Here is a 23,530-nt window from a genome sequence, read left to right on the forward strand (position 1 = left end):
CGGGAGAAGAATGGAATGTGAATGTCTCCTCACATGATTTCAGTACATAGTCATAACTGCCCCGATAAAAAATCAACAAAAAAAGTATTTGTTCGGTATTGATTTGAAAAGAAATTATGCGAGATAGTCTGAAGGTTCGGGTATCTGCTCCTTCAGTCCTTTTCTCTTTCTTATTCCTGTTACGATCTCCTTGAGCATTCCGCCGGGAACGGGTGCGAATCCTGCAAACTCGGTGGACCACATTGCACGGCCTTCAGTTGCCGAGCGGACATCTCCTGCGAAACCAAAGAGTTCTGCTACAGGTGCCTTTCCGACAACGGTAATCGTGTCACCTTCGGACTGCATGTCATAGACCTGTCCGCGGCGTCCCTGGACCATTCCCGTTGCCGAACCCATGTGTTCCTGCGGAACGGTGATCTGGAGGATCTGCATCGGTTCAAGGAGTGTGTCGTTTGCCAGAAGAAGTCCCGCCTTTACAGCCGAACGGACTGCAGGTATGACCTGTGCGGGACCACGGTGGATTGCATCCTCGTGGAGCTTTACGTCGACAAGGCGGATCTTGACGTTCTGAACCTGCTCGTCTGCGAGAGGTCCGCCGGCAAGGGCTTCGCGCCATCCGTCAAGGACAAGTTCCATCGTTTCGTTGAGGTACTGGATACCCTTAGTCATGTCGATGAACATGTTCGTTCCTTCGATGGCTTTGATATTCTTTGCCTCGTCCTTGTCGAACCCTGCTTCCACGAGTACGTCACGGCGCTCGAGTGCAGGCAGATCCATGGAGATGTCGCCGTCCTTGAGCATCTTAACGACATTGTCGGGCAGAGGTTCGAGTTCGATATAGAACCTGTTGTGGCGGTTCGGCGATTTTCCTTCGACCGGTCCGGCGGTGCCCGTAATTGTTTCACGGTATACGACGATCGGCGGTGAGGTAACAATCTCCACACCTTTGTCTCTCTCGATACGGTGGGTGATGATCTCGAGGTGGAGCTCTCCCATACCCGAGATCAGGTGCTCTCCGGTCTCTTCGTTGATTGTAACGTTTACAGTCGGGTCTTCCTTTGCGACCTGGCGCAGAACTGTGACCAGCTTCGGAAGGTCTTTCATGTTCTTCGCCTCGACTGCAACGGTCATTACAGGTTCCGAGTAGTGCTTGAGCGACTCGAACGGAGTCATCTCCTGGAGTGTTGTGACGGTCGAACCTACGATTGCATCCTTTAATCCTGTGACAGCGGCGATATTTCCTGCAGGAAGGGCTTCGACTTCGATTCTCTCTGCACCCATGAAGATACCTACCTGTGTCAGGCGGTTGACCTTCTTGGCTGTTCCCATGACATAGCACTCGGTTCCGCGTTTCAGTGTTCCCGAGAAGAGACGGCCTGTTGCAACCTCTCCGGCATGCGGGTCGAACGAGATATCGGTTACCATCAGGCAGGCAGGACCGTTCGGGTCACAGGTGAGCATTGATTTGCCCTCCACTGTGCTCTTGTCTCCATGCTGCCAGATAATTGGTACACGGCGCTTCTGTGCATCGAGCGGATCCGGAAGGTGACGTACGACCATGTCGAGAACAACGGCGCAGAGAGGGCTGCTCTTTGCTAGCCATTTCATGTCATTTGTCTTACACTTCTCGTATACGTCCTTGAAGGATACACCGCTCTTCTTCATGAACGGAACGGATACGGCCCAGTTGTATAGTGCCGATCCGAATGCGACAGTTCCTTCTGCCGCATCAAGCTTCCAGCCGCCTTTGTAGGCCTCCTCGCTCATTCCTTTGATGAGCTTGTTGACCTTGTCGATTACCTTGCCGAGGCGGATCTGCATCTCTATCTCGTCGACCTTGAGCTCGTTGATTAATCGGTCAACCTTGTTGATGAAGAGAACGGGCTTTACACCCTCTTTCAGTGCCTGCCTGAGAACAGTCTCGGTCTGCGGCATCGTCCCCTCGACTGCGTCGACGAGGACAACCGCACCGTCTACGGCACGCATCGCCCTTGTAACGTCTCCTCCGAAGTCGACGTGGCCGGGAGTATCGATCATGTTGATGAGATACTCCTGATTGTCGTAGGTGTGCACCATCGAGACGTTCGAGGAGTCGATTGTGATTCCTCTTGCCTGCTCCTCCTCGTCGGAGTCCATCCAGCACGCCTTTCCGGCGATCTCTTCGCTGATCATTCCCGCACCTGCAAGCAGGTTGTCGGAGAGTGTTGTCTTACCGTGATCAATATGGGCAACGATACCGATGTTCCTGATCTGCTCGGGCTTGTCCATCAGTTCCGTTACCTGTTCTACCATCTTTTTTCGTCTGGTCATCCTGATTTCACCTTAAAAAAGAATATTGGATTAGCGTGCAGATTTCGCAACACGCTCGCGTTCTTCCTTCTTGGAGACTGCAAAACTGCGTGCATCCCCGTCGGCAGCGGCGATAAGTTCGTCTGCGAGGCATGCTGCAACAGTCTTCTTCTTCTTGTGGCTTGCCTGCTGGACACCGCGTGCGATGAACAGAAGTGCGGTGTCGATCCTGCGCTGTGGAGCGGTATCGACAGACTTCGGTACGTTGATACCACCGTACTTCAGACGGACTGTTTCTTCACGGGGGCCTGCGTTTGCAATGGCGTCGACCAGAACCTGAACAGGGTTCTTCTTTGTCTTCTTGTTGATAATGTCGAATGCATCCTCTACAATGCGGGTAGTAAGCTCTTTTTTGCCTGTATTTGTCTCCGTCTGCATCAGCCTGTTGATAAGGCGCTCGACGATGAACATCTCGGACTTGAGGAACTGCTGCCCCTGCATTCTTCCGCTGCAGTGCGGAACGATCGCCGAGTCGATGCTTACGTAGCGGACAAGGCCGGGATCGTTGATCTGTACTTCAGAGAGATCCCATTTGTTGAAGAGAAGATAATTCGGCCCCTCTTTCTTTTCGGGCTGGGCCTGTGCTTCAACATTTTCTTCAATCATTTCTTCTGCGCTCATGAGATCACCTGCGTGGCTTCTCCTTCTTTCCTATAACCATTTCACGGAGAGATACGTTGTTGACCTCGGTTACCTGATAGCGGACACCGGGGATATCTCCCTTCGAACGGCCGAGACGTCCGCCGATACCTTCGATTGTCACTTCATCGTGTTCATCGATGAAGTTGATGGCACCGTCGCCTACCGCGAAAGCGGTGACCTGACGTCCGTTTTTGATTAGCTGTACACGGACACATTTCCTGATAGCCGAGTTAGGCTGTTTTGCCTCAACACCGACCTTTTCAAGGACAATGCCGCGGCCCTGGGGTGCTCCCTCGAGAGGGTCCGATTTTATATCGAGACCGAGCTGCTTTCTCGAATAGTTTGTGTCACGCCATCTGTTGTTTTTTGAATCGCGTTTACACTTTCTTGCTGCGAATTTACCATTACCCAAATGTGTTCACCTCTGTGTGATCTATTTCACTAAGGCTGCCTCTAATTTTTGCGCCTGATAGCGCATGAAATTGATATGTTATGGCAATGGAGTAATTCCCCAGATTCCGTAAGAGCGAGGCATTTTCCTAAGCAATCTGCTGAAAAACGGATAGATACCGATCCGCTGTCCTCTCCGCCGCTGCCACCTGATATCAGATCTCTTTACATATTTCGTCCTGAACTCTATTAAAAGTATTATTCCCGGTACTGTTTTCAGTGCGCGGCAGGATGCGGTGACGAAAGTTATTTTCTGCCGGAGGCCGGTTTTTGCACTCCGTCCTCCGGATCATTCTATGCGTAGTTCTCTGACCCAATATCTACTTTTATTTCTAATATATACTACATTATTATAGTACATTATATCAGGAACAGCTTCAATGTCAGTGAAAATATACAAGGAGACCTATTTCGAGGCAAGCCACAGGCTGATGCATTACGAAGGCAAATGTTCGCGCCTTCACGGACACCAGTGGCGTGTGGAATTCTGGGTCGAAGGAGATGTCCCGGCCGATACACGCATTCTTGTCGATTATAATCTTATAAAAAAAGTCGTTGAGGCATACGATCACCAGGTGATCCTGAATGAAGACGACCCGATGGTGGAATGCATCTCGAAATTCCAGGATGTCATAACTACAAAGGGAGATCCTACGAGCGAACTCCTGGCTGAGATTATGGTCCTTGAACTGGAGAGGAAGTGCAGGGATGCCGGCCTCTCCGCAAGGGTAGTTAAATGCAGGGTATACGAGTCCGTGTCGTGCTTTGCGGAATGGACTCCCTGATTATCCCTGAAATCTGGTGAACCCGAATATGAAAGTTTTTGAGATCTTTCCGAGCATACAGGGCGAAGGGCCGTACCAGGGGATCCCATCGGCTTTCATCAGGCTATCGGGCTGCAACCTCCGCTGCCGCTGGTGCGACACCCCAAAAACACAGGACGGAAGTTCCGGTGAAGAGATGACCGTCGACGAAGTGTTCGGGCAGGTGAAAAAGCTGGGACTGTCTCATGTCTGCATAACCGGAGGAGAGCCCTTGATCCAACAGGACGAACTGCTTTCACTGCTGAGAGACCTGCATGAAGACGGGTATATTGTCGAGATTGAAACGAACGGGACTATCGATCCTGTGCCTGTAATGGAGTATTCGTCGGTCTGCATGGATGTCAAGTGCCCTTCGTCGGGTGAAAAGAGCTTTGCCCCGTTCGTGAAAAAGCTCCGTCCATCCGACTGTGTCAAATTCGTCGTGGAAGGGAAAGAGGATCTCGAATATATGGCCGGACTTCTTGATGATATCCCTTCCTATGTCGAGGTGTGCGTATCCCCTGTGTGGGGCAGCGACAGCAGGTTCATAGCGGATTATATAATGAAGCTGAAAAGGCCGGTAAGGTTCCAGCTCCAGCTTCACAAGATACTTAGTGTCAGCTAAAATGAGGACGATTGAGGATGATTGAATGAAAAAGGCAGTATGTTTGCTTTCAGGCGGAATGGATTCCACCACTCTTGCATATGTTGCTAAGGATATGGGTTACGAGATCCTTGCTCTTCATACGCGGTACGGACAGAGGACCGAGAAAAAAGAGGCGGAATGCGCAAGAAAGGTTGCATCGCTCCTGGGTGCGGTTGAGTTCACCGAGATCTCGCTTTCGCATCTCCTAGCGTTCGGCGGAAGTTCGTTAACTGACAAGGGGATGGAGGTGCACGATCACGAAGATCTGGGGGAGGGCATTCCAAATACATATGTTCCCTTCAGGAACTCGAACCTCCTTTCGATTGCCACGAGCTATGCGGAGGCAAAAGGGGCAGAGGCGATATTCATCGGAGTCCAGGCTTCAGATTATGCCGGCTATCCTGACTGCAGGCCTGAGTTTGTCGAGGCATTCCAGCATGTGATCGACCTCGGAACCTCGGACGATACGAATATCACGCTTATGACTCCTTTTGTAAACCTGAACAAGACCGAGATTGTCAGGAGGGGTATCGAGCTTGGTGTCCCTTATGAGCATACATGGTCCTGTTACAGGAGCAACGGGCCTGCATGCGGAAATTGCGACTCCTGTTATTACAGGCTGGAAGCGTTCAAAGCGAACGGAATTCCCGACCCTATAGAATATGAGTAAATATACCGGAGACGATCCTGAATGAAAAAAATAAGCAATATCTATGACGGAGGAAGGATGAAGGTCGAGCAGGTTGAGATCGATCTTCCCGGCGGAATAACACTTGAGAGAATTGTAGTCAAACCCGGCGGCGCTGTTGCCATGCTCCCGGTCGAGGACGACTACTGCTATCTTATCAGGCAGTACCGCTACCCGATTGAAAAATACATATATGAGGCTCCCGCCGGAACGATGGACGAAGGTGAAAAACCGCCTGAAACCGCTCACAGGGAGCTAATTGAAGAGACGGGCTTTAAGGCGGAAAAACTGATCGATAAGGGCTTCATATATACGACTCCGGGCTATACGAACGAGGTAATCTATCTCTACGAGGCGAGGGGCCTGTCACCTTCCAGCGAGTTCAGTCCGGACCTTGATGAACTGATCGAGGTTGTAAAGGTGAAGAAAGACGAAGTCCATGCCATGATTGCAGACGGCCGCATCGTGGATGCTAAGACGATATGCCTGGCGTACAAATGCCTGGGGACGGACTGAGATGAAACCTGCTGTTGTTTATTCCATACTGATTCTTGCACTACTCGCCGGTTTTGTCCTGTTCTCCGGATGCACATCAGATGGAACTCCGACAGAAGCGCCGGGAGGAACCTCTGCGGCAGTTTCGTATTCCCTTTCCGATAACGGAATACTGAGTGTCGAGAGCGTGGATTATTCGTATTCCCTGGGGAATGTCACGAACGAAGGTGAAAATGAATCGGTAAAAGTGTCGGAAGTTCGTATGATTGATGGGGAGACAGAGGTGTATACGCTTCTTGCAGAGCCGCAAAACCAGAATCCTCTGGCAGGAATCGTCTTTGCACCCGGCGCAGGAGTGAGTGCGGATTCACACCTTAATCGTTCGATCGATTACGCAGAATCCGGCATCGCATTCATGGTCGTCGATGTACGCGGCAACGGCGGGAAAACGCCCGGAGTTGCACTTAACTTCCAGAATGAGTATGCTACTGCGGCATCAGGGGAAACACCACAGTATTATTCGATCATCTTCGACCTGATCGCAGCAAAGAACTATCTTAAAGAGATATACGGTGAGAGTTTCCCTGTTTATGTCATGGGTTCGTCCAATGGCGGAAGGTACGCAGCAATTGCAGCGGCCATAGATCCCGGATTTGCAGGATACTTCGGTGTATCCACATCGGGTTATGAATATGAGGAGGGAGTAAACGGGGCGGATGTCGATCTCTTTATCAGGAGTATCAACCCCGATACATATATTGCAGATATCTCCCCCGCAGAAACTGTGATCTTCCACGCACCTGATGACGATATAATCGAGTACCAGTACGGACTTGATTTTTTCAACAAGGCATCCGAGCCGAAGGATTTTGTGGCGTTTAACGGTACACACGGGATTAACGATGAAGTGGATGCGTACATAGAGACTCTGCTGGCAGGAAGCTAAAACATTAATGCGGGAAAGAGCGAATTATATTAAGTTTTACTAACGGTGGCACAATGGCTGAAGAAGTTGAGATGGACAGTGCGAGGAAACGCTACGAATTTAAAAAGACTCTCGAGAAACTCGGAGAGAAAGAGGGGAGCGGAACAGAGCTTATTTCAATATACATCCCTCCGGACAAACAGATTTATGATGTAACAGCCCAGCTCAGGGATGAGTTCGGCCAGTGTGCCAACATCAAGAGCAAACAGACGAGAACGAATGTCCAGAGTGCCATCTCTTCGATACTTTCGAGACTTAAATACTATAACAGGCCGCCGGAGAGGGGAATGGCGATCTTCTGCGGAAATATCAAACTTGGCGGCGACAAGACCGATCTTGACTGCACGATAATCGAGCCGCCGGATGTCGTACCCCTGTATATGTACAGGTGCTCCTCGAAGTTCGAACTGGAGCCCCTGCAGCAGATGCTTGTCGAAAAGGAAGTCTACGGCCTTATAGTAATCGACAGGCGAGAGTCATATCTCGGCTTTTTACGCGGCAACAGGATAGAACCCATGTCGGGTGTTACGTCGACTGTCCCCGGGAAGCAGAGGAAGGGCGGTCAGTCTGCTATGCGTTTCCAGCGTCTTCGCCTGATTGCAATCAATGAATATTACAAGAAGGTTGGCGATCGTGCAACCGATATATTCCTTGCCGAACCGGATTTCTTCGAGCGGTTCAAGGGGGTTCTTATCGGGGGTCCTACTCCCACGAAGGAGGAGTTCTATGAGGGGGATTTCCTCCATCATGAACTGAAGAAGAGGGTCATCGGCCTCTTCGATGTCGCGTACACCAACGAGAGTGGTCTTACAGAGCTTGTCGACAATGCAAGCGATGCACTCCGCGGAGTCGAGGTTATGAAGGAGAAGGTCATAATGGACCGTTTCTTCAAGGAGCTCGTGAAGGATGACGGGCTTTCTTCCTACGGCGAGGAGAGCGTCAGGAAAAATCTCGAGATCGGAGCCGTGGATACCCTCCTCCTTTCCGGAAATCTGCGAAAATCAAGGCTCAGGCTGCGATGTCAGAGCTGCGATTATCAGAGGGAGGAGACCGTTTTGGTCAAGCCGGGCAAGAGGATGTCTGATCTCGACTTCGGCATATGCCCGAAATGCTCCGCTCCTGTCTATATGGAAGAAGAGATCGATATAGTCGACGAGCTGACAGAGCTTGCCGATTCAAGCTCGACACATGTCATGATAATTTCCGACGACTTTGAGGAGGGTGCGATGCTCTTCAATGCGTTCGGCGGTATCGCCGCTATCCTGAGGTACAGGACGGGATACTAATTTTTGGAGAATGAATAATGTTTTTTGAGACTTATGCCGTTGTGGAGGAGGCCCTCAGGAAGGCCACCGGCGAAGAGAATGTACTGATTACGGACGGGGGTGATCATGCCGACCTTGCATCGACGGTTGCCTTCAGTCTTGCGAAGTCGAGGAGGATGAATCCTGCCGCACTCGCATCCGAGATCGCATCACAAATAAAGGACGAACTCTCCGGGAAGGGAATCAGTGTCGAGGTAAAGGGGCCTTATATCAATTTCATATTCGGGAAGAAGTACCTTGAGGATGTCATTGCAGAGGCACTTAAGGAAGGCTACGGCTCGCTTTCCCAAAAACCAGGCAGGATCTGCCTGGAGCATACGAGTGCAAATCCCAACGGCCCTCTGCATGTTGGCCATATCCGCAACTCGGTTATAGGAGATACGCTTTCGAGAGTTCTCCGTAAGGCCGGGTACACGCTTGAGGTCGAGTACTATGTCAACGACATGGGCCGCCAGATTGCTATCGTTTCCTGGGGTTTCGACAACATAGGTCTTGCACAAAATGAAGGCGAGAAGGATGATCATTATGTCGCCCGCGTCTATGTAGCCGCAAACCGTGCGATCGAGGCAGATGAGTCGATAAAGGGGGAGATCGACCGGAGGATGGCACTAATCGAGAGCGGCGATCCGGAGATGGTGAGAAAGTTCAGGGAGGCTGTTCTCATGTGTGTCGGGGGAATCAAGGAGACTCTTCTCGATCTCAACGTGAAGCACAACAGGTTCATCTTCGAGAGCGACTTCGTCAGGAACGGTTTGATGATGAACGTTCTCCACAGGCTTGAGGCATTGCCCGAGGCGAAGCACGACGGCACTCTCTCGCTCGACCTGACCGAGTTCGGGTTCGAGAAGGAATACGTTCTCAGGAGATCCGACGGAACTTCTGTCTATGCCGCCCGCGATCTTGCATATCACGAATGGAAGAGCGACAACTTCGAGAGGATCATAAATGTCCTCGGTGCGGATCACAAACTGATCGGGCGCCAGCTCCAGGCGACTATGCAGCTTCTCGGTGACAAGGTCCCGGAGATTGTCTTCTTCGAGTTTGTCTCCCTCCCCGAGGGTTCGATGAGCACCCGGGCGGGCAAGTTCATCTCTACCGACGAGCTCCTCGAGCATGTCTTCGAGAAGGCCCTCGAAGAGGTCGAGACAAGGAGGCCCGAGCTTTCGGCTGATGAGAAGAGCTCTATTGCAAGGTCGGTTGCGACGGGTGCGATAAGGTTCGATATAGTCAGGGTCTCGCCGGACAAAGCGACGGTTTTCGATTGGAAGGAGGCACTGGACTTCGAAAAACAGAGCGCCCCGTATATCCAGTACGCACATGCGAGGGCCTGCTCGATCCTTGAGAAAGCCGGAGTGTTTGAAGAGTCATTCCGTGCGAAGAGCGAATACGAAGTCGCACTAGCAAAGCACATCGCACTCTTCCCTAAGGTAATAGCAGACGTCGCAGGAGATCTACGCCCGCATGTCCTTGCGATATATGCAAGGGAGCTTGCAGATCTCTTCAATACGTTCTACCGCTTCGACCCTGTGCTGAAGGCCGAAGGCGATCTCAGGAATTCAAGGCTTACACTGGTAAAGGCGGCGCAGAATACGCTGAAGGAAGCACTTGAAACGCTTGGTATAGATGCAGTCAGAAGCATGTAAGGCCCTGAGGAAACAGGGTTATCTCTTTTTTTCAAAGGAATCGTCGGCGGCCTTAAAACCGTGTATGTGGAACAAGCGTTCACTCCGCGGCGGGGATATGTGCTACAAGAACAAGTTCTACGGCATATCGAGCCACAGGTGCGTCCAGATGACGCCGACCTTAAAGTGCAACCAGAACTGCCTCTTTTGCTGGAGATCGATGGAGCACGAGGTCGTCGAAACGGTGGAGTGCCCGCCGGAGTTGATTGTTGAAAAGATCCCAGCTCTCCAGAAGAAGGCTCTTGCGGGATACAACCCATCAGCCGATACGAGCACGACCGATCCGGCGCTCTGGGAGGAGGCGCTTTCACCGAATATGATTGCGATTTCCCTTTCGGGCGAGCCTACACTGTACTCCCGGCTACCGGAATTGATCGACATGCTGAACGGTGCCGGCAACACGACATTCCTGGTATCGAACGGAACACGACCGGAGATGATCGGGAGGTGTCACCCGTACCAGACCTATGTCTCTCTTGATGCACCTGACAGGGAGACCTACCTTAAGGTGTGCAGGCCGGAAGAAGACTACTGGGACAATATCCAAAAGAGCCTCTCACTGCTCGGTGAGAGGCGGTCTGCAATACGGACGACGATTGTCAAAGGGCTGAATGATTTCTCGCCAGAGAACTATGCAGCGATGTACGAGAATTCAGGCGCCTCCTTTATTGAGGTTAAAGGCTATATGTACCTTGGATATAGCAGATTCCGGCTCGAAAGGGAGAATATGCCCGAACATTCCGAGGTCCGGGATTTCGCACTGCAAATATCAAAATACTGTAATTATAAAATAACTGATGAGAGCCCGATCTCAAGGGTAGTATGTATGGAGCGTCGTTGATATGAGATTTGATTCTGAAGAATTCGCTGAACTTGCAAAGAAGGATTTTGATGAGGCATGGCATGCCGGAGCCGGGATACAGGAAAAACCTGTCTTCTCCAGGAGATACCCGCGGAATATGCTCCGGCCGGCAAAGCCCCACCCTGTACCCGAGACTATACAGAAGCTGAGGGACGCCTACCTGCGGATGGGATTCGAAGAGGCACGTGTTCCTGTATTTATCGAGGAGCAGGATGTCTACAGGCAGTTCGGCCCGGAAGCCTCCGCGGTTCTTGACCGTGTATTTTACCTCGGCGGTCTCCCCCGCCCCAACGTCGGCATCGGGAAAAAGCAGATCGACGAGATAAATGCAATTCTTGGGAGAGTTATAGCTGCCGATGAGGAAGAAAACCTGAGAAAAACGCTTCATGCATACAAGAAATCTGAGATCGACGGCGACGAGCTCACTCATGAACTGGCTGTTGTCCTCAGTGCTGACGACGGGATGATCGTAAAGATCCTTGACGATGTTTTCCCAGAGTTCCGCGAACTATCTCCCGAGTCCTCAAGGACAACACTTCGTTCGCATATGACATCCGGCTGGTTCATCACCCTCGGCGAGATGTGGGACAGGCAGCCGCTGCCGATAAAGCAGTTCGCTGTTGACCGTTGTTTCAGACGCGAACAGGAAGAAGGACCGACGAGGCTCATGGCATATCATTCTGCGTCATGCATCATCGCAGGCGAGGATGTGACCGTTGAGGACGGAAAGGCGGTGGCAGCGGGACTTCTCTCCGCCTTCGGCTTCACGGACTTTGAGTTCAGGCCGGACGACAAGCGCTCCAAATATTATGTTCCGGGCACACAGACCGAGGTCTATGCGAAGCATCCTGTCCACGGATGGGTAGAGGTTGCGACCTTCGGAATGTACAGTCCCTACGCTCTTGCTGCCTACGGTGTCGAAATCCCCGTGATGAACCTTGGCATGGGCGTAGAGAGGCTTGCAATGATCGAGTACAAGGCCGAGGATATGAGGGCCATGACGTACCCGCAGATGTATCCGCCCCAGTTCTCGGATCTCGAACTTGCGACAGGAATCGCCCTGCGCGAGGAACCGAAGACGGCCAAGGGTGCAGAGATCGCAGCGGCTATTGTAGAGACTGCAAAGGCGAACGGCGATGCTGAAAGCCCATGTGAGTTCCTCGCATACGAGTCCGATGCGTATGGCGGCAGGAAGGTCAAAGTATACGTATTCGAAGCTGAAGAGAACTCAAAGCTTCTCGGGCCGGCTGCCCTTAACGATATATTCGTATCCGAAGGAAAGATCCTCGGAGTTCCCGATACAAGTAACTTCAGAAAGGTGAGGGACAAGGGAGTCAGTGCAGGCATCTCCTATCTTGATGCGGTTGCAAATCTTGCCGCCGCAAGGGTCGAGGAGGGATTCATGACAGGCGAAAACGGTGAGGTTCACTTCAAGATGGCTAAAGTTCCGTCCGATGTGAATATCGCAATCGAGCCGTGGGCTATGAGGTATGTCACTGACAACAACAGGAAACTCGACCTGAGGGGCCCGGTGTTTACGGCCGTCAGGTGGGAGATCGAGTGAGGCTCCCGCCCTGAAAATTATCTGATATTTCTTTTTTCGATGGCAGGAAATAGTGTCCAGTCAAAACTGTTTTCAGGCGAAAATAATGCCGCAATTGATGAAATTAAGACTGTAAGGCCGGTCATCATATCTACAAGCCGCGCGACGGATATTCCTGCATTTTATTCGGACTGGTTCTTTCACCGGCTTTCGGAAGGCTGGTGTGTCAAATTCAATCCATACTCCAACCGTCCTCTCCGTGTGGATTTCCGGGATGTCAGGTTCGTTGTATTCTGGACGAAGAATCCCTCGCCGATTATTGACAGGCTCGGAATCCTTGAAGAAAAGGGTATTGGGTACTATTTCCAGTACACTCTGAACGATTATGTTAAGGAGGGGCTTGAAAAGAACGTTGCATCTCTTGAAATAAGGATTGAGGCGTTCAAAAAATTGTCCTCTTTAGCAGGAAAGGAGAGAGTTATCTGGCGTTTTGATCCCCTTGTTCTTTCAGATTCTTTATGCATCGATACGCTTCTTTCCCGCATCGAGGCGATCGGCGAAGAGATCCACGAGTATACTGAAAAGTTCATTTTCAGTTTCATCGATCTCTACAAGAGCGTAAAGAAAAATCTAGAACGTGCCGGGTATTGCGGGATAAGAGAATTTACAGTCGATGAGATGGAGGAGTTTGCATCCGGCCTGCAGAGGATGGTGACCCGCTGGGGGATCTCCGCCGCCACATGTGCGGAGTCTGTCGATCTCTCCGCATATGGGATTTCGAAGAACAGGTGCATCGATCCTAATCTTATGGCAAGAATATCCGGGGATGATCCTGTGCTACTTCGTTATCTGGAAAAGAACCCTGGTAAGGATCCCGGCCAGCGGCCTCTCTGTGGTTGTATAAAGAGTACAGATATAGGACAGTATAATACATGTGCGCACCTGTGTTCGTACTGTTATGCCAACCGCTATCCGGCGCAGGCCATAAATAATTATATCAATCACCGGAATTGCAACCCCTCTGGGTTAACAATTTCCGGTGATAAAATCGGGGGTATTTGGGATTTGGAGGATGAGTAGTATTTAAGTAGGGTTTAACACATCCTTTGGTGACTATAATTCTAATGGTTTTAATTTTTTGGTGCTGGTTTGTTTTCTGGATTTGGTATCATCTTTTCCTTGTGCCGAAAAACAATTCGGGCAATCCGTAAGTTTTGGACAATTTCCGAATATTATTAGTCCTTTAAATCGTTGTAGAGCCGATAATCAATATTTTTTGGCAGCTTTCACCTCCTTTGATGTTTACACAATTTTAACTTTGTAGCACTTATTATTTAAAATGTTTTAATTTGTAATAATCACAATTGGTTAACAATTACTGACTTCTGTTGGAACGTCCTGAATTGGTTATGCTTGTATTTTTCGCCATTATATGGAAATATTTTAGCATATTGATATTGAGATGTCATTTTTTTGAAAGTCAGGGCTTAAATTTATAAAAAAAAGAATATTGAATCTATACTTTTGCCGAAACTGTCAGGTTTACCTGTCTTATAGTTACTTTGACAGGATCAATGAATAAAATATCCAGGTCTTTTCCTATGTCATCATCAGTTGCGTCTGGGTAGCATGAGACAATTTCTACGTTATCAAATTGCGAGCTATTGAAATCAACGAGCTTTTCGTTGATGCATTCCCATATTGTATTATTCACTCCCATTAAAACATCATTATTTACACTGAAATTTAACTGTGTTTCGTTAAAGAAAATTTCTTCAATGCCTGTTTCAAGAGAAAGCATTGCAACTCCGTTTCCGCTGACATAATATTTCTCCCCCTTTTCAAGGCTTGCTATTGTAAGGGTGACTTCTGTGCAGTTTAGAAATGTGTTTCCTGTATAGTTGCCTTTGTCGTCTTTTTCAAATACAAGATTATACATGTATTCAATGTCAAAGAGAGATTTGAATATTCCCGACTTATTTTCTACAGCCTGGACGGTTTCTTTCATGTCGGTGTACTGCAGGGGAGTTGTTTCGTTCTCACCATATCCTGTTGTAAGATTAACATAGCCGTACTGCCACGAATATCCCTGGTCCTGCCAGAAATTACTGACAGGCTCATATGAAAATTTCACAAGAGATGAGTTGTATGTTATCCCTGTGCTGTTTGTAATATTGAAAAGCCTCGCATCTTCTTCAACCTCAAGAATTCCTCCTGATTTGACGGACGACAGAAACACATCTCCTCCGCCAAGCACGAAACTCCTGCTGAGCCGTCCCTCTGACTTTTGCCAGACCGCGTTTTCAAGATCCGATGAAAACGACAGGAATTCTTTTTCTACACCTGATAAATGATCGATTTCAGCCTCTTCCTTTAATGAAGGAACATAAGTATTGAAATAAACGGACATAACCGTTACAATAACAGCCAGTATTAGAAGCATTGCAATAATCGGTGCAATACCTTCTTCTTTATTGTATTCAATCAACCTTGGACCCTCCCGAAGAATACTACCGATTTCGATACGACCATCTGGACATTGTAGCCGCTTACATTTACCCCTCCGGTATCTATTTCCATCCAATCACCTGGCATAAAATTGGCTTCTTTTGTATTGTTAATACTAATATTTTCAGCATATAGTGGAATTGTTCTGCTTTTATTCGAGAGTATGATCTTAATACTCTGGTTTGAAAGCGTGTCTCCCCCTTTGTGCCATAGAGTAAAATTATAATCGCTTATTGTTACATTAGGGGAGTAATCTTCCATCATCACGTTTAACGACGGTTCCCGATCTTCAGGAATATACTGCGATGCGGATACGGCAAACAGGGCGGCAAGGATCAGGACAAGGCTCAGCATAAGCATCTCACCGATAATTGGTGAAACTCCATTCTCATCTCTTTTACTAATTTTCATTCTGAAACATTCCTCTGAAATCTTTGAAAAATCCCTAAACCTGTATTATGAATATGAACAGCACCATGGATGCGATCATGAATATGATACTGTGTTTCAGTCCTGCAAGTACAGTGTTCGAACTTAGTTGTCCGGCCATAATTCCCGAGAATAGTCCCAATATAATTGAAATGTGAAACATTTCGGAAATATTTGATTCTAAGTTGAAACTTACGTCAAAATCCATGAAACTCTGGACAAATGAAACATTAAGTTCGTAGGCCGAATACAGGAAAATACCATACGATAGATAAATAATCGCAACATAGATGAAAGAAACACCGAAACGCTCGTTTTTCATCTTTAAATAGTGTTCAAGATCGCCAATTGCAATCGCAAGAATTTCTCTCAGGTGATCCGTGATCTCGCTTGCCTTAATTACGAGTGAGATGGCTCTCTTGACGGAAACAAGTCCTATTCTTTCTTCCATCTTGTATAAAGCTCCGGATACGCTTGTTCCCATCTTTATCTCTTCGGATGCAATTTTCACCTCGGACGTGAGGACACCGATCTTGCTTTGTGCAATAATATGGATTGCACTCTGGAGAGTCATTCCCATATCTTTCATATCCGATATTTCCCTTAAAAATCCGGGGAGTTGAGATTCGAATTTTTTAAGATACCAGCTTCTTGCCTCGTAAGCAAAGGCTACGGGAACCAGAAAAGCAATGATCGTAGTGCATATAAACGCTTCAAAAACATACCCGAGAAAAATCTCTGCAAGGTACCCGTTCATGTACAGGAAAGTGACGACTCCTGCCGCCGCCATTCCGAATACAAGACCATACTGGTAATCGGAGACATAATAGCGCAACGGGTTTCTTAAAATCGTCTTAATTTTAATAGCCTGCTTTTTAGACTGGAGGTTTTTCAGGAATTTATTATCCACAGACTGAATGGTATCGGCATCAATATTGGTATCGGCATACTCCGATTGCATGACCTCTTTCCTGCTTACCTGGAGACTGTCCGGCGGCATCATTATATAGAGCAGGAATATCATCGCCGACGCACCTATGGGAAGGCCGATATACATCAGAGGCTCCAGCATATCGACACTTGACTGGCCGGAGAGGTTCTGCGCGACTATCATTATCATTATTGCAATCGGGCCCGCAACAAATGCGGTTACGTAGATCTCCGCCATGATCTCCATGGTCTTAAGAGTGTTTTCAAGCTCTTGTTTTGCAGTTTCACGGTAATGAGCCGATTTTGAGGCGAAAAAGTCTGTCATACTGCCGCCTGTCCTGAAAACCATTGCCAGATCATTTAAGAGTTCGGAGAAAGTCGGTGAGGGGGTACATTCCTGAACATTTCTCATCGCTGTTAAGAGATCGTCTCCGAAATATTCGACATCACGGATGATCATTTTGCATTCGTTTGAAACTTCCCCGTAAAGATCGTCATTCTCAGCGACGCCTTTAAATATTGCGAACAGCGTCATTGTAGTCGACAATGCCTGCATATATGTAATTGCGTATGGGAGATCGAGCTCTATTCTGGTCTTCCTGCCTGCTGCTACGGTTTGCGGGTACATGTATGCAAACAAGAAGATCCCGCCGACAAGCACCAAAAACAAAACCAGTGCCGAAATTTCGATAGGCAGGAACGAGATGGGATTTATCTCTATCTCGAGAAGCAGGAGAAGATTGACGAGCAGAATATAAACCATCGCGGCAAGAATAGTCCCAAGGAGAAGGATCAGGATATACTCGCTTGATCCGATGGGAATATGCGAAGCCTTGAGTGAACGACGGAATTCCTCCGTGTTTAAAGAATTTATAATAATGTTATTCTTCAAATTCATAACTGCCGCTCTTTGCAAATTCTTCGAATACTGATGTTATCTCGTCTGAACTTCTGAAACTGTGATTTAAAAGTCCTTCGAGAATTTCTTTCCGAATCTCGATCTGGTTGAGGGTTTCATCAACAGTCCATCCGTGACTGTAGGCGATGTCGTTTATTATCTTTGACTCCTTGTAGACCTTCCTGAAAACATCTTTTACCGGGTTCCATTTGTAGAGGATATTGTATGAGATATCATTTTTTTCCGCTACGATCTCGTCGATTGTAATACATCTCCTGACCATCCTGCCGCCAATGTACTGTAACTGCTGGATTATCATTAAATCAAGTGCACCGAACATTGCGACGGGGACATTGATCGGATTTGTCGTCAGTCGGTTGATTGCCTGCTCAACACCTCCCGCATGTAGTGTTGAATAAGTCGTATGGCCGGTGTTCATCGCCTGGAAGAGAGTCTGCGCTTCTGAGCCTCTTACCTCTCCTACTATGATGTATTCCGGCCTCTGTCTAAGTGCAGTTTTCAAAAGGGAGAACATGTCGACATTTCCTTTGCCTGACTCAGACGAACTCTCCCTCGTCTTCATAGGAAGCCAGTTTTTATGCGGCATCTGGATCTCCCTTGTATCCTCAATCGACACAATCTTTGCCAGGTGGGGAATGAACAGGGAGAATGCATTCATCATAGAAGTTTTTCCACTTGCCGTTCCGCCGACTACTATGGCACTCTTCCTGTTTTCGACGCACAGCCAGATGAATGCAAGAATCTCTGCATCATACGTGCCGTAGTCTATTAAGTCGACAGGTGTCATCGGATCGGATTTGAATTTTCGTATCGTGAAGGAACTTCCTTTTGAAGATACGACATCGGTATAAGTAATCTGTGCACGTGCACCTTCGGGCAGTGCGGCATCAACTAGAGGAGCTGTCAATGAGAGCTGCTTGTCGGCTTTTTGTGCAATTTTTAAGACAAATCTGTTGAGTTCCCCTCCCTCAAAAATGATGTTTACCGGCAGATTGGAATACTTTCTATGGAAGATGAACACCGGAATGTCGGGTCCGTTGCATGTAATGTCCTCTATGTTTTCGTCATGCATCAGAGGGTCCAGTTTTCCGTACCCCTTGAAATTTCTGTAAAGATAATAGCGGATCACCTCTATTCTGTCATCTGCGATATTTTGATCGAGGTTTTTAACTATTTTGTAAACCAACTCGGAATCAAGGTTAAGTTGTTCGTTTTGCGGTTTTGAATCGTAAAGAACCACAGACCTCAGTTGTGCATCTGTTTCTTCAAGTATAATGTGTTCTTTTTCAGTGATCTTCGGTTCGAAGATCATATACTGCAAATTCTTTTCTTCATCCTTTACTATGACGGCATATGAATGCGGAGGGTAGAGCCAGTATGATTCAAGGATCTCTAGAGAGTCCGGCAGAAGTCCGGGTTTGATCTCAGGATTTTCAGGATAATCTGCATGAGTTATGACCACTTGTTCTAGTTCTGGATTATCAGACTGAAGCATGTTTTTCAGGATTGCCAGGTAATCCCTGAACTTTCCTGAAATATCTTCTTTACCTCCCGGCTGGCCGTCTTCTGCTTTTTTTTCTTCGTTTTTATCTTTTTTTGATTTTAGATTAAATTTCTGTGAGATCGAATTGACTTTTTTATCCTTGCCTTCCGTCCGGCTGTCTCCTACTTTTTTTTCTTCGTTTGAATCTTTTTTTGTTTTTAAACCGAGTTTCTGCGAGATCGAACTGATTTTTTCATTCTTGCCTTCGGGCCGTTTGTCTTCTGATTTTTTTGATTTTAAATTAAATTTCTGTGAGATCGAAATGATCTTTTTGTCATTTCTTCCTTTGGCCTGTTCCGTATTTCCTGAATTTATCTTTTGAAAATTATTTTTAATTGAGAGTGTTGCAGACCTGGAGGTGTTGATTTTTGAACTACCATCCGCATTTTTTGCGCTTTCCTCCTGAACGGATTCTATGGATTCGTCTTCTGTTGGTAGAGTTTCTTCCGGCGAAGGATTTGTCTCTGCAGAATCTTCGGATTCAGTGTATAATTTATGATGATCCGTTGGATCACGGGATTCTGGGGAGGTCTCCTGCATTTATTACCAGTCCTCCTCATAATACTCATCATTACTATCATCCTCATACAGTGCTGAACTCCCTGTTGTCATCTGCGAAAATACGTCGTTTGCATTGGTAATCACGCTGAAGGAGTTGGGATTTTCAGGAATGGTCCCGGAGAGAACATTGATCTCCGCATCAAGGCCTGTTCCATGTATATTTATCCTGAATTCCCCGGTTCTCGGTATTGTAATGTATTGTTCGTCATCTGAGGGATTTTTCCTGTTGTATCCTCCCGTTGCGACAATTTCGTTTGTCTTGTTATCTATGACGGTTACAGTAAGGAACGAATAATAAGGGTTTCCATCACCGTCACCGCTTCCGGATATAAGTCCTGAAACCGCATAACAGACAACCAATGGTCCCTTGCCTACAGAAACAACGATGCTCATTGAATCAAACTGGAATGTTTTGGATGTCCTGTATAATGTCTGGAAATATTCCTGTGAAACCGGATCTTCAGGTACTTCACTGGTCTTAAATTCAAAGGGTTTAAAGTAAGGATCATCCGGCGTAAAACTGTCAACAACATTAACGGAATCGCTTATTCCTGTATCACCTGGCAGATTGGCTGCTTGACCGGAATTCGTCTGGGTATCCTGATTATTATAAACAGGCGGAGCAGTTGTTTGTCCGTTGTTTGACGATGTAATCAGAGGATCATATTCATTGTAGGAAGGTGAAGACGAATCCGGAACCATATCATCCCCCGGTAACATCTTACTTACAAAAATAATTCCTACAGCAACGACCAAAATGAGGACGGCTACAATTGCTATCGTCAGAATCTTTGTTAATTGTCCTATGTCTGGCACCTGACTTCCTGTCATACCTGACCTCTTTGCACGGGCATCACTCTATTATTTTTTAGTATTCCCGTTGCGTTACGACTGCCTGTGATGAACAAATAATATACCATACCAATTGCCTTTCTTTATAAATATTGTTAATTATATTTCATTCATTTGCCCCCATCTGTTTACTTTATATTGTTTACTCTTCCATAATTATAACAATTCTCCTTTCAGTGAATAGTTGTCCGAGTGATTGCTTATCAATAAAACTTTACTTACATCATAATTAATTTATCCGGCTCTTTGAAATTTGACTGGATTTAATGATAAATTTAACTATTTTACGTTTCATTTGCAGGTATATAATAACAATTATTTGAAATTAAGTAATACTAAATGGGTAAAAATAAGAAAAGCAATCGCAAATATACTTCTTCAGTAACAGTGCCAAAAATCCTGTTGTCCGAAAAATCGGGTGATTTTAGCCTGAAAAGCATTGATCTAATGCCGGCGTCCGGTAACGAAAATGAGTATGCCCGCAACATGCAGGCACGATCGACAGAGTTCATTCAAAGGGCATGTTAAGGATTATCCCTTTAAAAGATCAAAAAGAAAATGAGAATTTGTTATGACTCCATTTAAAAAAAATCCCGATGCTGTATCTCCGGTGGTCGGGGTAATGCTCATGCTGACACTTGTTATTATTCTTGCCGCAGTAATTAGCGGGTTCGCCGGCGGGATTGCGGGTTCTTCTAATTCCGGTTCCCTTATCGAGATTACAGCACAGACAAAGATCATTAATTCGGGTAATAACGATACAAGCAGGTTCGAGATTGACATTATATCAGTGAATGATCCTGTAAGTACAAAGGATCTTAAGCTCAAGACGTCATGGAAGTCGTATGACGATGCCGGTAATTTAGTGTTGCATGAAAATTCTTCGATGCCAGGAACCAAGAATTTTAACTATATTAAATCGGGAGTGTCCCCAATCGGAGCAGGTCCGGGTCTCCCTCAATGGGACGGGACTTATGAAAATATCAGCACCAATATGAGCTTTGGAAATTATGCAATTATGGCCGGAACGAAAATGGTTGCATATCCTTCAACCTACTATTTGAATGGTGAATACACGGATAATCAATATACAGACTGTATGCAGGCTATACTCGGAGAAGGGTGGAATAACCTCAGCTCAGGAGATGTTGTCAACGTTATGTTGATCCATGTCCCTTCGGGCCGGATAATATATGATGAAGATGTCAATGTAAATTTAACGTAATTCTTCAATTCGGAGAATTACCATATAAACTAATTTCTTCTGCTGCAATGGCCGAAATGTTTTCCCCGCTCAGTTCATCAAGTGAATAATAGTTTCCGTGCGTGTTGTCCGCAATCATTTTGCAGTATCCAAGCTGCATCTTCAGGAAGTCGTTTTTACGATCTTCTGTATCGATCAGGACTGTGTGGATATTGTTTTTGCAGATCTCTTCCGATATTGCAAGAAGCTCCTGCTTTATATTCCCCGAGGCAGAATAATTTGATCTTCCGTCGGAGATACAGACGAGCAGGGGGATCATGTCTCCGTTTTTCTTTTTGTCCTGCATTAATGCCTCCATGCCTTTGAGAAGTCCGGCGGAGAGAGGGGTCCTTCCTCCTGTAGGAAGTTCATCGAGGCACTTTTTTGCAAGGTCTGCACTCGAGCATAACGGGAGAAGGACTTCCGCTTTATCGCCCCTGAATGCAACAAGCCCGATTCTGTCTCTCTTTTGATATGAGTCGTTCAGCATCGAAAGAACAGCCCCCTTTGTGCTCTCCATCCTTCTTTTCGCACCCATCGATCCGCTTGCATCCACTACAAACATGCAGGCCGCGGATACCTTTCCTTTTCTTATCTTCTTTCTTAAATCGGATTCCTTAAGCGATACTGCCAGATTGCCGCATTCTCTATGTTTCTGGAAAGGGGCCGCCGCTCTTAACGTTGCATCGAAGGCAAGATCCGATGCATCTTCTGATGCACAAAAGCTCCTATAATGGCCTTTCTTCTTATTCGATACCGATTCGATCCTGTTTCCGTTAACATTCGGTCTCTTCTTCCTGTCTTTTCTAATGGAATAATCAATATTTGATATGTCTACGGGCTTTCCTGTTGAAAAAATGGTTTCGGAATAATTTTCAGGTTGATCTTTACCTGAAGAACCTGTCCGGGGTTCTTTGTCCGGATCTTCTCCTGTTTCATCTTCTGTCTGTTGTATATCATTATTTCGGATGTCGTCCTTATCGATTTCCCCGGGGGTTTCATCGGTATTGGAATCCGTATCATCTTCGGCGGCTTCATCAAGGATATTATTTACAAGATCCTCGTCAAGCCTGGGCTCTTCGAAAGGTTTTCTCCGCATCCTGTGGGGGAGTGCGAGCCGGATTGCTTCTTTCAGGTCTTCGTTTTCAACGGATCTCCGGCCATTAAAAGCACAGATAGTCTTTGCAGTCCTCATTACCGTAATTTCGGCACGGTGAGTTGTTATTCCGGAACTTATACATACCTCTGCAATTTTCCTGATCTGATCGTCGGTGATTTCAACTTCGGAAAGGATCTCTGCTGCTTCGTCGATTCTTCTTCGAAGCTCTTCCTGCTCATCTTTGAACTCTTCAATAAATTCTTCAGGGTATTTTTCGAAACTTTCGGCGGTTCTTACAATTTTTATCCTCGAATCTATGTCTTCTATTCCCTCGACTGACACCGAGAGCCCGAACCTGTCGAGGAGTTGCGGGCGGATCTCACCCTCCTCCGGGTTCATCGTGCCGATAAGTATGAACGATGCCGGGTGTGACATTGATATTCCCTCCCTTTCAATGACATTCACCCCCATTGCAGCCGAATCAAGGAGAATGTCAGCGATATGATCATCAAGGAGGTTTATCTCGTCGACATAGAGTATTCCCCTGTTGACGTCCGCAAGTATTCCCGGTTCTATTACTTTTTTGCCTTCTTTTATCGCCTTTTCGATATCTATCGTTCCCGCGACCCTGTCCTCCGTGGCGCCGAGGGGGAGGTCGACGACCCTGACTTTTCTCCTGTATGATTCGGGTTTTTCAGGCTTCGAACGGCAGAAGTCGCACATCTCTTTAACATTATCAGGGTTGCAGTTGAAGGGGCAGTTCAAGGACACGGTGATTTCCGGCAGTACTTCTGCAAGGGCCCTGACTGCTGTCGATTTCGCTGTTCCTTTATCCCCTCTGATAAGAACTCCACCGATCTTTGGATTGACTGCGTTTAAAAGAAGAGCAGTTTTCATTTTTTCCTGTCCGACGATGGCTGTAAACGGGAGGATGTTTCGGCCTGGTGAAGATTCCATTAGTCTAATAGATGAGTCA

Annotated in this window: 20 protein-coding genes; 11 read left to right on the forward strand and 9 right to left on the reverse strand. The window is 47.1% G+C overall.

From position 1 onward, the window contains the following. Positions 1 to 114: 114 nt before the first annotated feature. Genes METPAY_RS08535 through METPAY_RS08545 form a run of 3 tightly spaced genes read right to left on the reverse strand, consistent with a single transcriptional unit; the run spans position 115 to position 3,403 of the window. Complete coding sequence (locus METPAY_RS08535; RefSeq protein ID WP_048151376.1) at positions 115 to 2,310, reverse strand: elongation factor EF-2; 2,196 nt, start codon at positions 2,308 to 2,310, stop codon at positions 115 to 117. Positions 2,311 to 2,340: 30 nt separating this feature from the next. Continuing rightward, entirely contained in the window at positions 2,341 to 2,970 is a 630-nt protein-coding gene (locus tag METPAY_RS08540; RefSeq protein ID WP_084600740.1) for a 30S ribosomal protein S7, read from the reverse strand. A 4-nt stretch (positions 2,971 to 2,974) separates the two neighbouring features. Beyond that, positions 2,975 to 3,403 carry a 30S ribosomal protein S12 gene (locus METPAY_RS08545; RefSeq protein ID WP_048151377.1) on the reverse strand — a complete coding sequence of 143 codons (429 nt, stop codon included), beginning with the start codon at positions 3,401 to 3,403 and terminating at the stop codon, positions 2,975 to 2,977. 418 nt (positions 3,404 to 3,821) lie between these two features. Here METPAY_RS08545 and METPAY_RS08550 point away from each other — a divergent pair, with 418 nt between their 5' ends. The 10 genes from METPAY_RS08550 to METPAY_RS08595 are packed head-to-tail and all read left to right on the forward strand — an operon-like array spanning position 3,822 to position 13,550. Beyond that, the gene (locus METPAY_RS08550; RefSeq protein WP_048151379.1) at positions 3,822 to 4,226 is read left to right on the forward strand and encodes a 6-carboxytetrahydropterin synthase; all 405 of its coding nucleotides are present in this window, start codon (positions 3,822 to 3,824) and stop codon (positions 4,224 to 4,226) included. 28 nt (positions 4,227 to 4,254) lie between these two features. After that, positions 4,255 to 4,869 (forward strand): 7-carboxy-7-deazaguanine synthase QueE, encoded by a 615-nt coding sequence (locus METPAY_RS08555; protein ID WP_048151384.1) that lies wholly within the window; start codon positions 4,255 to 4,257, stop codon positions 4,867 to 4,869. Positions 4,870 to 4,894: 25 nt separating this feature from the next. Further along, the gene (gene queC, locus METPAY_RS08560) at positions 4,895 to 5,560 is read left to right on the forward strand and encodes a 7-cyano-7-deazaguanine synthase QueC (protein WP_048151386.1); all 666 of its coding nucleotides are present in this window, start codon (positions 4,895 to 4,897) and stop codon (positions 5,558 to 5,560) included. A gap of 21 nt (positions 5,561 to 5,581) precedes the next feature. Continuing rightward, positions 5,582 to 6,094: an NUDIX hydrolase gene (locus METPAY_RS08565; protein WP_048151389.1), complete on the forward strand. Its 513-nt coding sequence runs from the start codon at positions 5,582 to 5,584 to the stop codon at positions 6,092 to 6,094. Position 6,095: 1 nt separating this feature from the next. Beyond that, positions 6,096 to 7,019, forward strand: coding sequence for an alpha/beta hydrolase family protein (locus tag METPAY_RS08570; protein WP_048151391.1), 924 nt, complete (start codon positions 6,096 to 6,098; stop codon positions 7,017 to 7,019). 53 nt (positions 7,020 to 7,072) lie between these two features. Beyond that, the gene (prf1, locus tag METPAY_RS08575; RefSeq protein WP_048151393.1) at positions 7,073 to 8,344 is read left to right on the forward strand and encodes a peptide chain release factor aRF-1; all 1,272 of its coding nucleotides are present in this window, start codon (positions 7,073 to 7,075) and stop codon (positions 8,342 to 8,344) included. Between the two features lie 17 nt (positions 8,345 to 8,361). Further along, entirely contained in the window at positions 8,362 to 10,026 is a 1,665-nt protein-coding gene (gene argS / locus METPAY_RS08580) for an arginine--tRNA ligase (RefSeq protein WP_048151394.1), read from the forward strand. Then, on the forward strand, positions 10,007 to 10,906 hold the full coding sequence (twy1, locus tag METPAY_RS08585) for a 4-demethylwyosine synthase TYW1 (protein ID WP_048151397.1): 900 nt from the start codon (positions 10,007 to 10,009) through the stop codon (positions 10,904 to 10,906). Before argS ends, twy1 begins: the two co-directional genes overlap by 20 nt. Before the next feature lies 1 nt (position 10,907). Next, entirely contained in the window at positions 10,908 to 12,491 is a 1,584-nt protein-coding gene (sepS, locus tag METPAY_RS08590) for an O-phosphoserine--tRNA ligase (RefSeq protein WP_048151398.1), read from the forward strand. A gap of 39 nt (positions 12,492 to 12,530) precedes the next feature. Beyond that, complete coding sequence (locus tag METPAY_RS08595; protein ID WP_048151401.1) at positions 12,531 to 13,550, forward strand: DUF1848 domain-containing protein; 1,020 nt, start codon at positions 12,531 to 12,533, stop codon at positions 13,548 to 13,550. 436 nt (positions 13,551 to 13,986) lie between these two features. Here the strand turns inward: METPAY_RS08595 and METPAY_RS08600 are convergent, their stop codons facing one another. The 5 genes from METPAY_RS08600 to METPAY_RS08620 are packed head-to-tail and all read right to left on the reverse strand — an operon-like array spanning position 13,987 to position 20,191. Then, the gene (locus METPAY_RS08600) at positions 13,987 to 14,958 is read right to left on the reverse strand and encodes a hypothetical protein (protein ID WP_048151403.1); all 972 of its coding nucleotides are present in this window, start codon (positions 14,956 to 14,958) and stop codon (positions 13,987 to 13,989) included. Continuing rightward, positions 14,955 to 15,389, reverse strand: coding sequence for a type IV pilin N-terminal domain-containing protein (locus tag METPAY_RS08605; RefSeq protein ID WP_048151405.1), 435 nt, complete (start codon positions 15,387 to 15,389; stop codon positions 14,955 to 14,957). The genes METPAY_RS08600 and METPAY_RS08605 overlap by 4 nt, the downstream gene beginning before the upstream one ends. A gap of 34 nt (positions 15,390 to 15,423) precedes the next feature. Next, positions 15,424 to 17,235, reverse strand: a complete 1,812-nt coding sequence (locus METPAY_RS08610; RefSeq protein ID WP_048151406.1) for a type II secretion system F family protein — start codon at positions 17,233 to 17,235, stop codon at positions 15,424 to 15,426. Beyond that, entirely contained in the window at positions 17,219 to 19,339 is a 2,121-nt protein-coding gene (locus METPAY_RS08615) for a type II/IV secretion system ATPase subunit (protein WP_245611585.1), read from the reverse strand. The genes METPAY_RS08610 and METPAY_RS08615 overlap by 17 nt, the downstream gene beginning before the upstream one ends. Positions 19,340 to 19,342: 3 nt before the next feature. Then, positions 19,343 to 20,191: a hypothetical protein gene (locus tag METPAY_RS08620; RefSeq protein ID WP_157199047.1), complete on the reverse strand. Its 849-nt coding sequence runs from the start codon at positions 20,189 to 20,191 to the stop codon at positions 19,343 to 19,345. 592 nt (positions 20,192 to 20,783) lie between these two features. Here METPAY_RS08620 and METPAY_RS08625 point away from each other — a divergent pair. Further along, positions 20,784 to 21,437, forward strand: coding sequence for a type IV pilin (locus tag METPAY_RS08625; RefSeq protein ID WP_048151410.1), 654 nt, complete (start codon positions 20,784 to 20,786; stop codon positions 21,435 to 21,437). A 4-nt stretch (positions 21,438 to 21,441) separates the two neighbouring features. On the opposite strand, the gene METPAY_RS08630 is transcribed toward METPAY_RS08625, so the two are convergent. Next, positions 21,442 to 23,511: a putative cobaltochelatase gene (locus METPAY_RS08630; protein ID WP_048151412.1), complete on the reverse strand. Its 2,070-nt coding sequence runs from the start codon at positions 23,509 to 23,511 to the stop codon at positions 21,442 to 21,444. Positions 23,512 to 23,530: the final 19 nt, after the last annotated feature.

The sequence above is a fragment of the Methanolacinia paynteri genome, from assembly GCF_000784355.1.
Lineage (GTDB): Archaea > Halobacteriota > Methanomicrobia > Methanomicrobiales > Methanomicrobiaceae > Methanolacinia > Methanolacinia paynteri.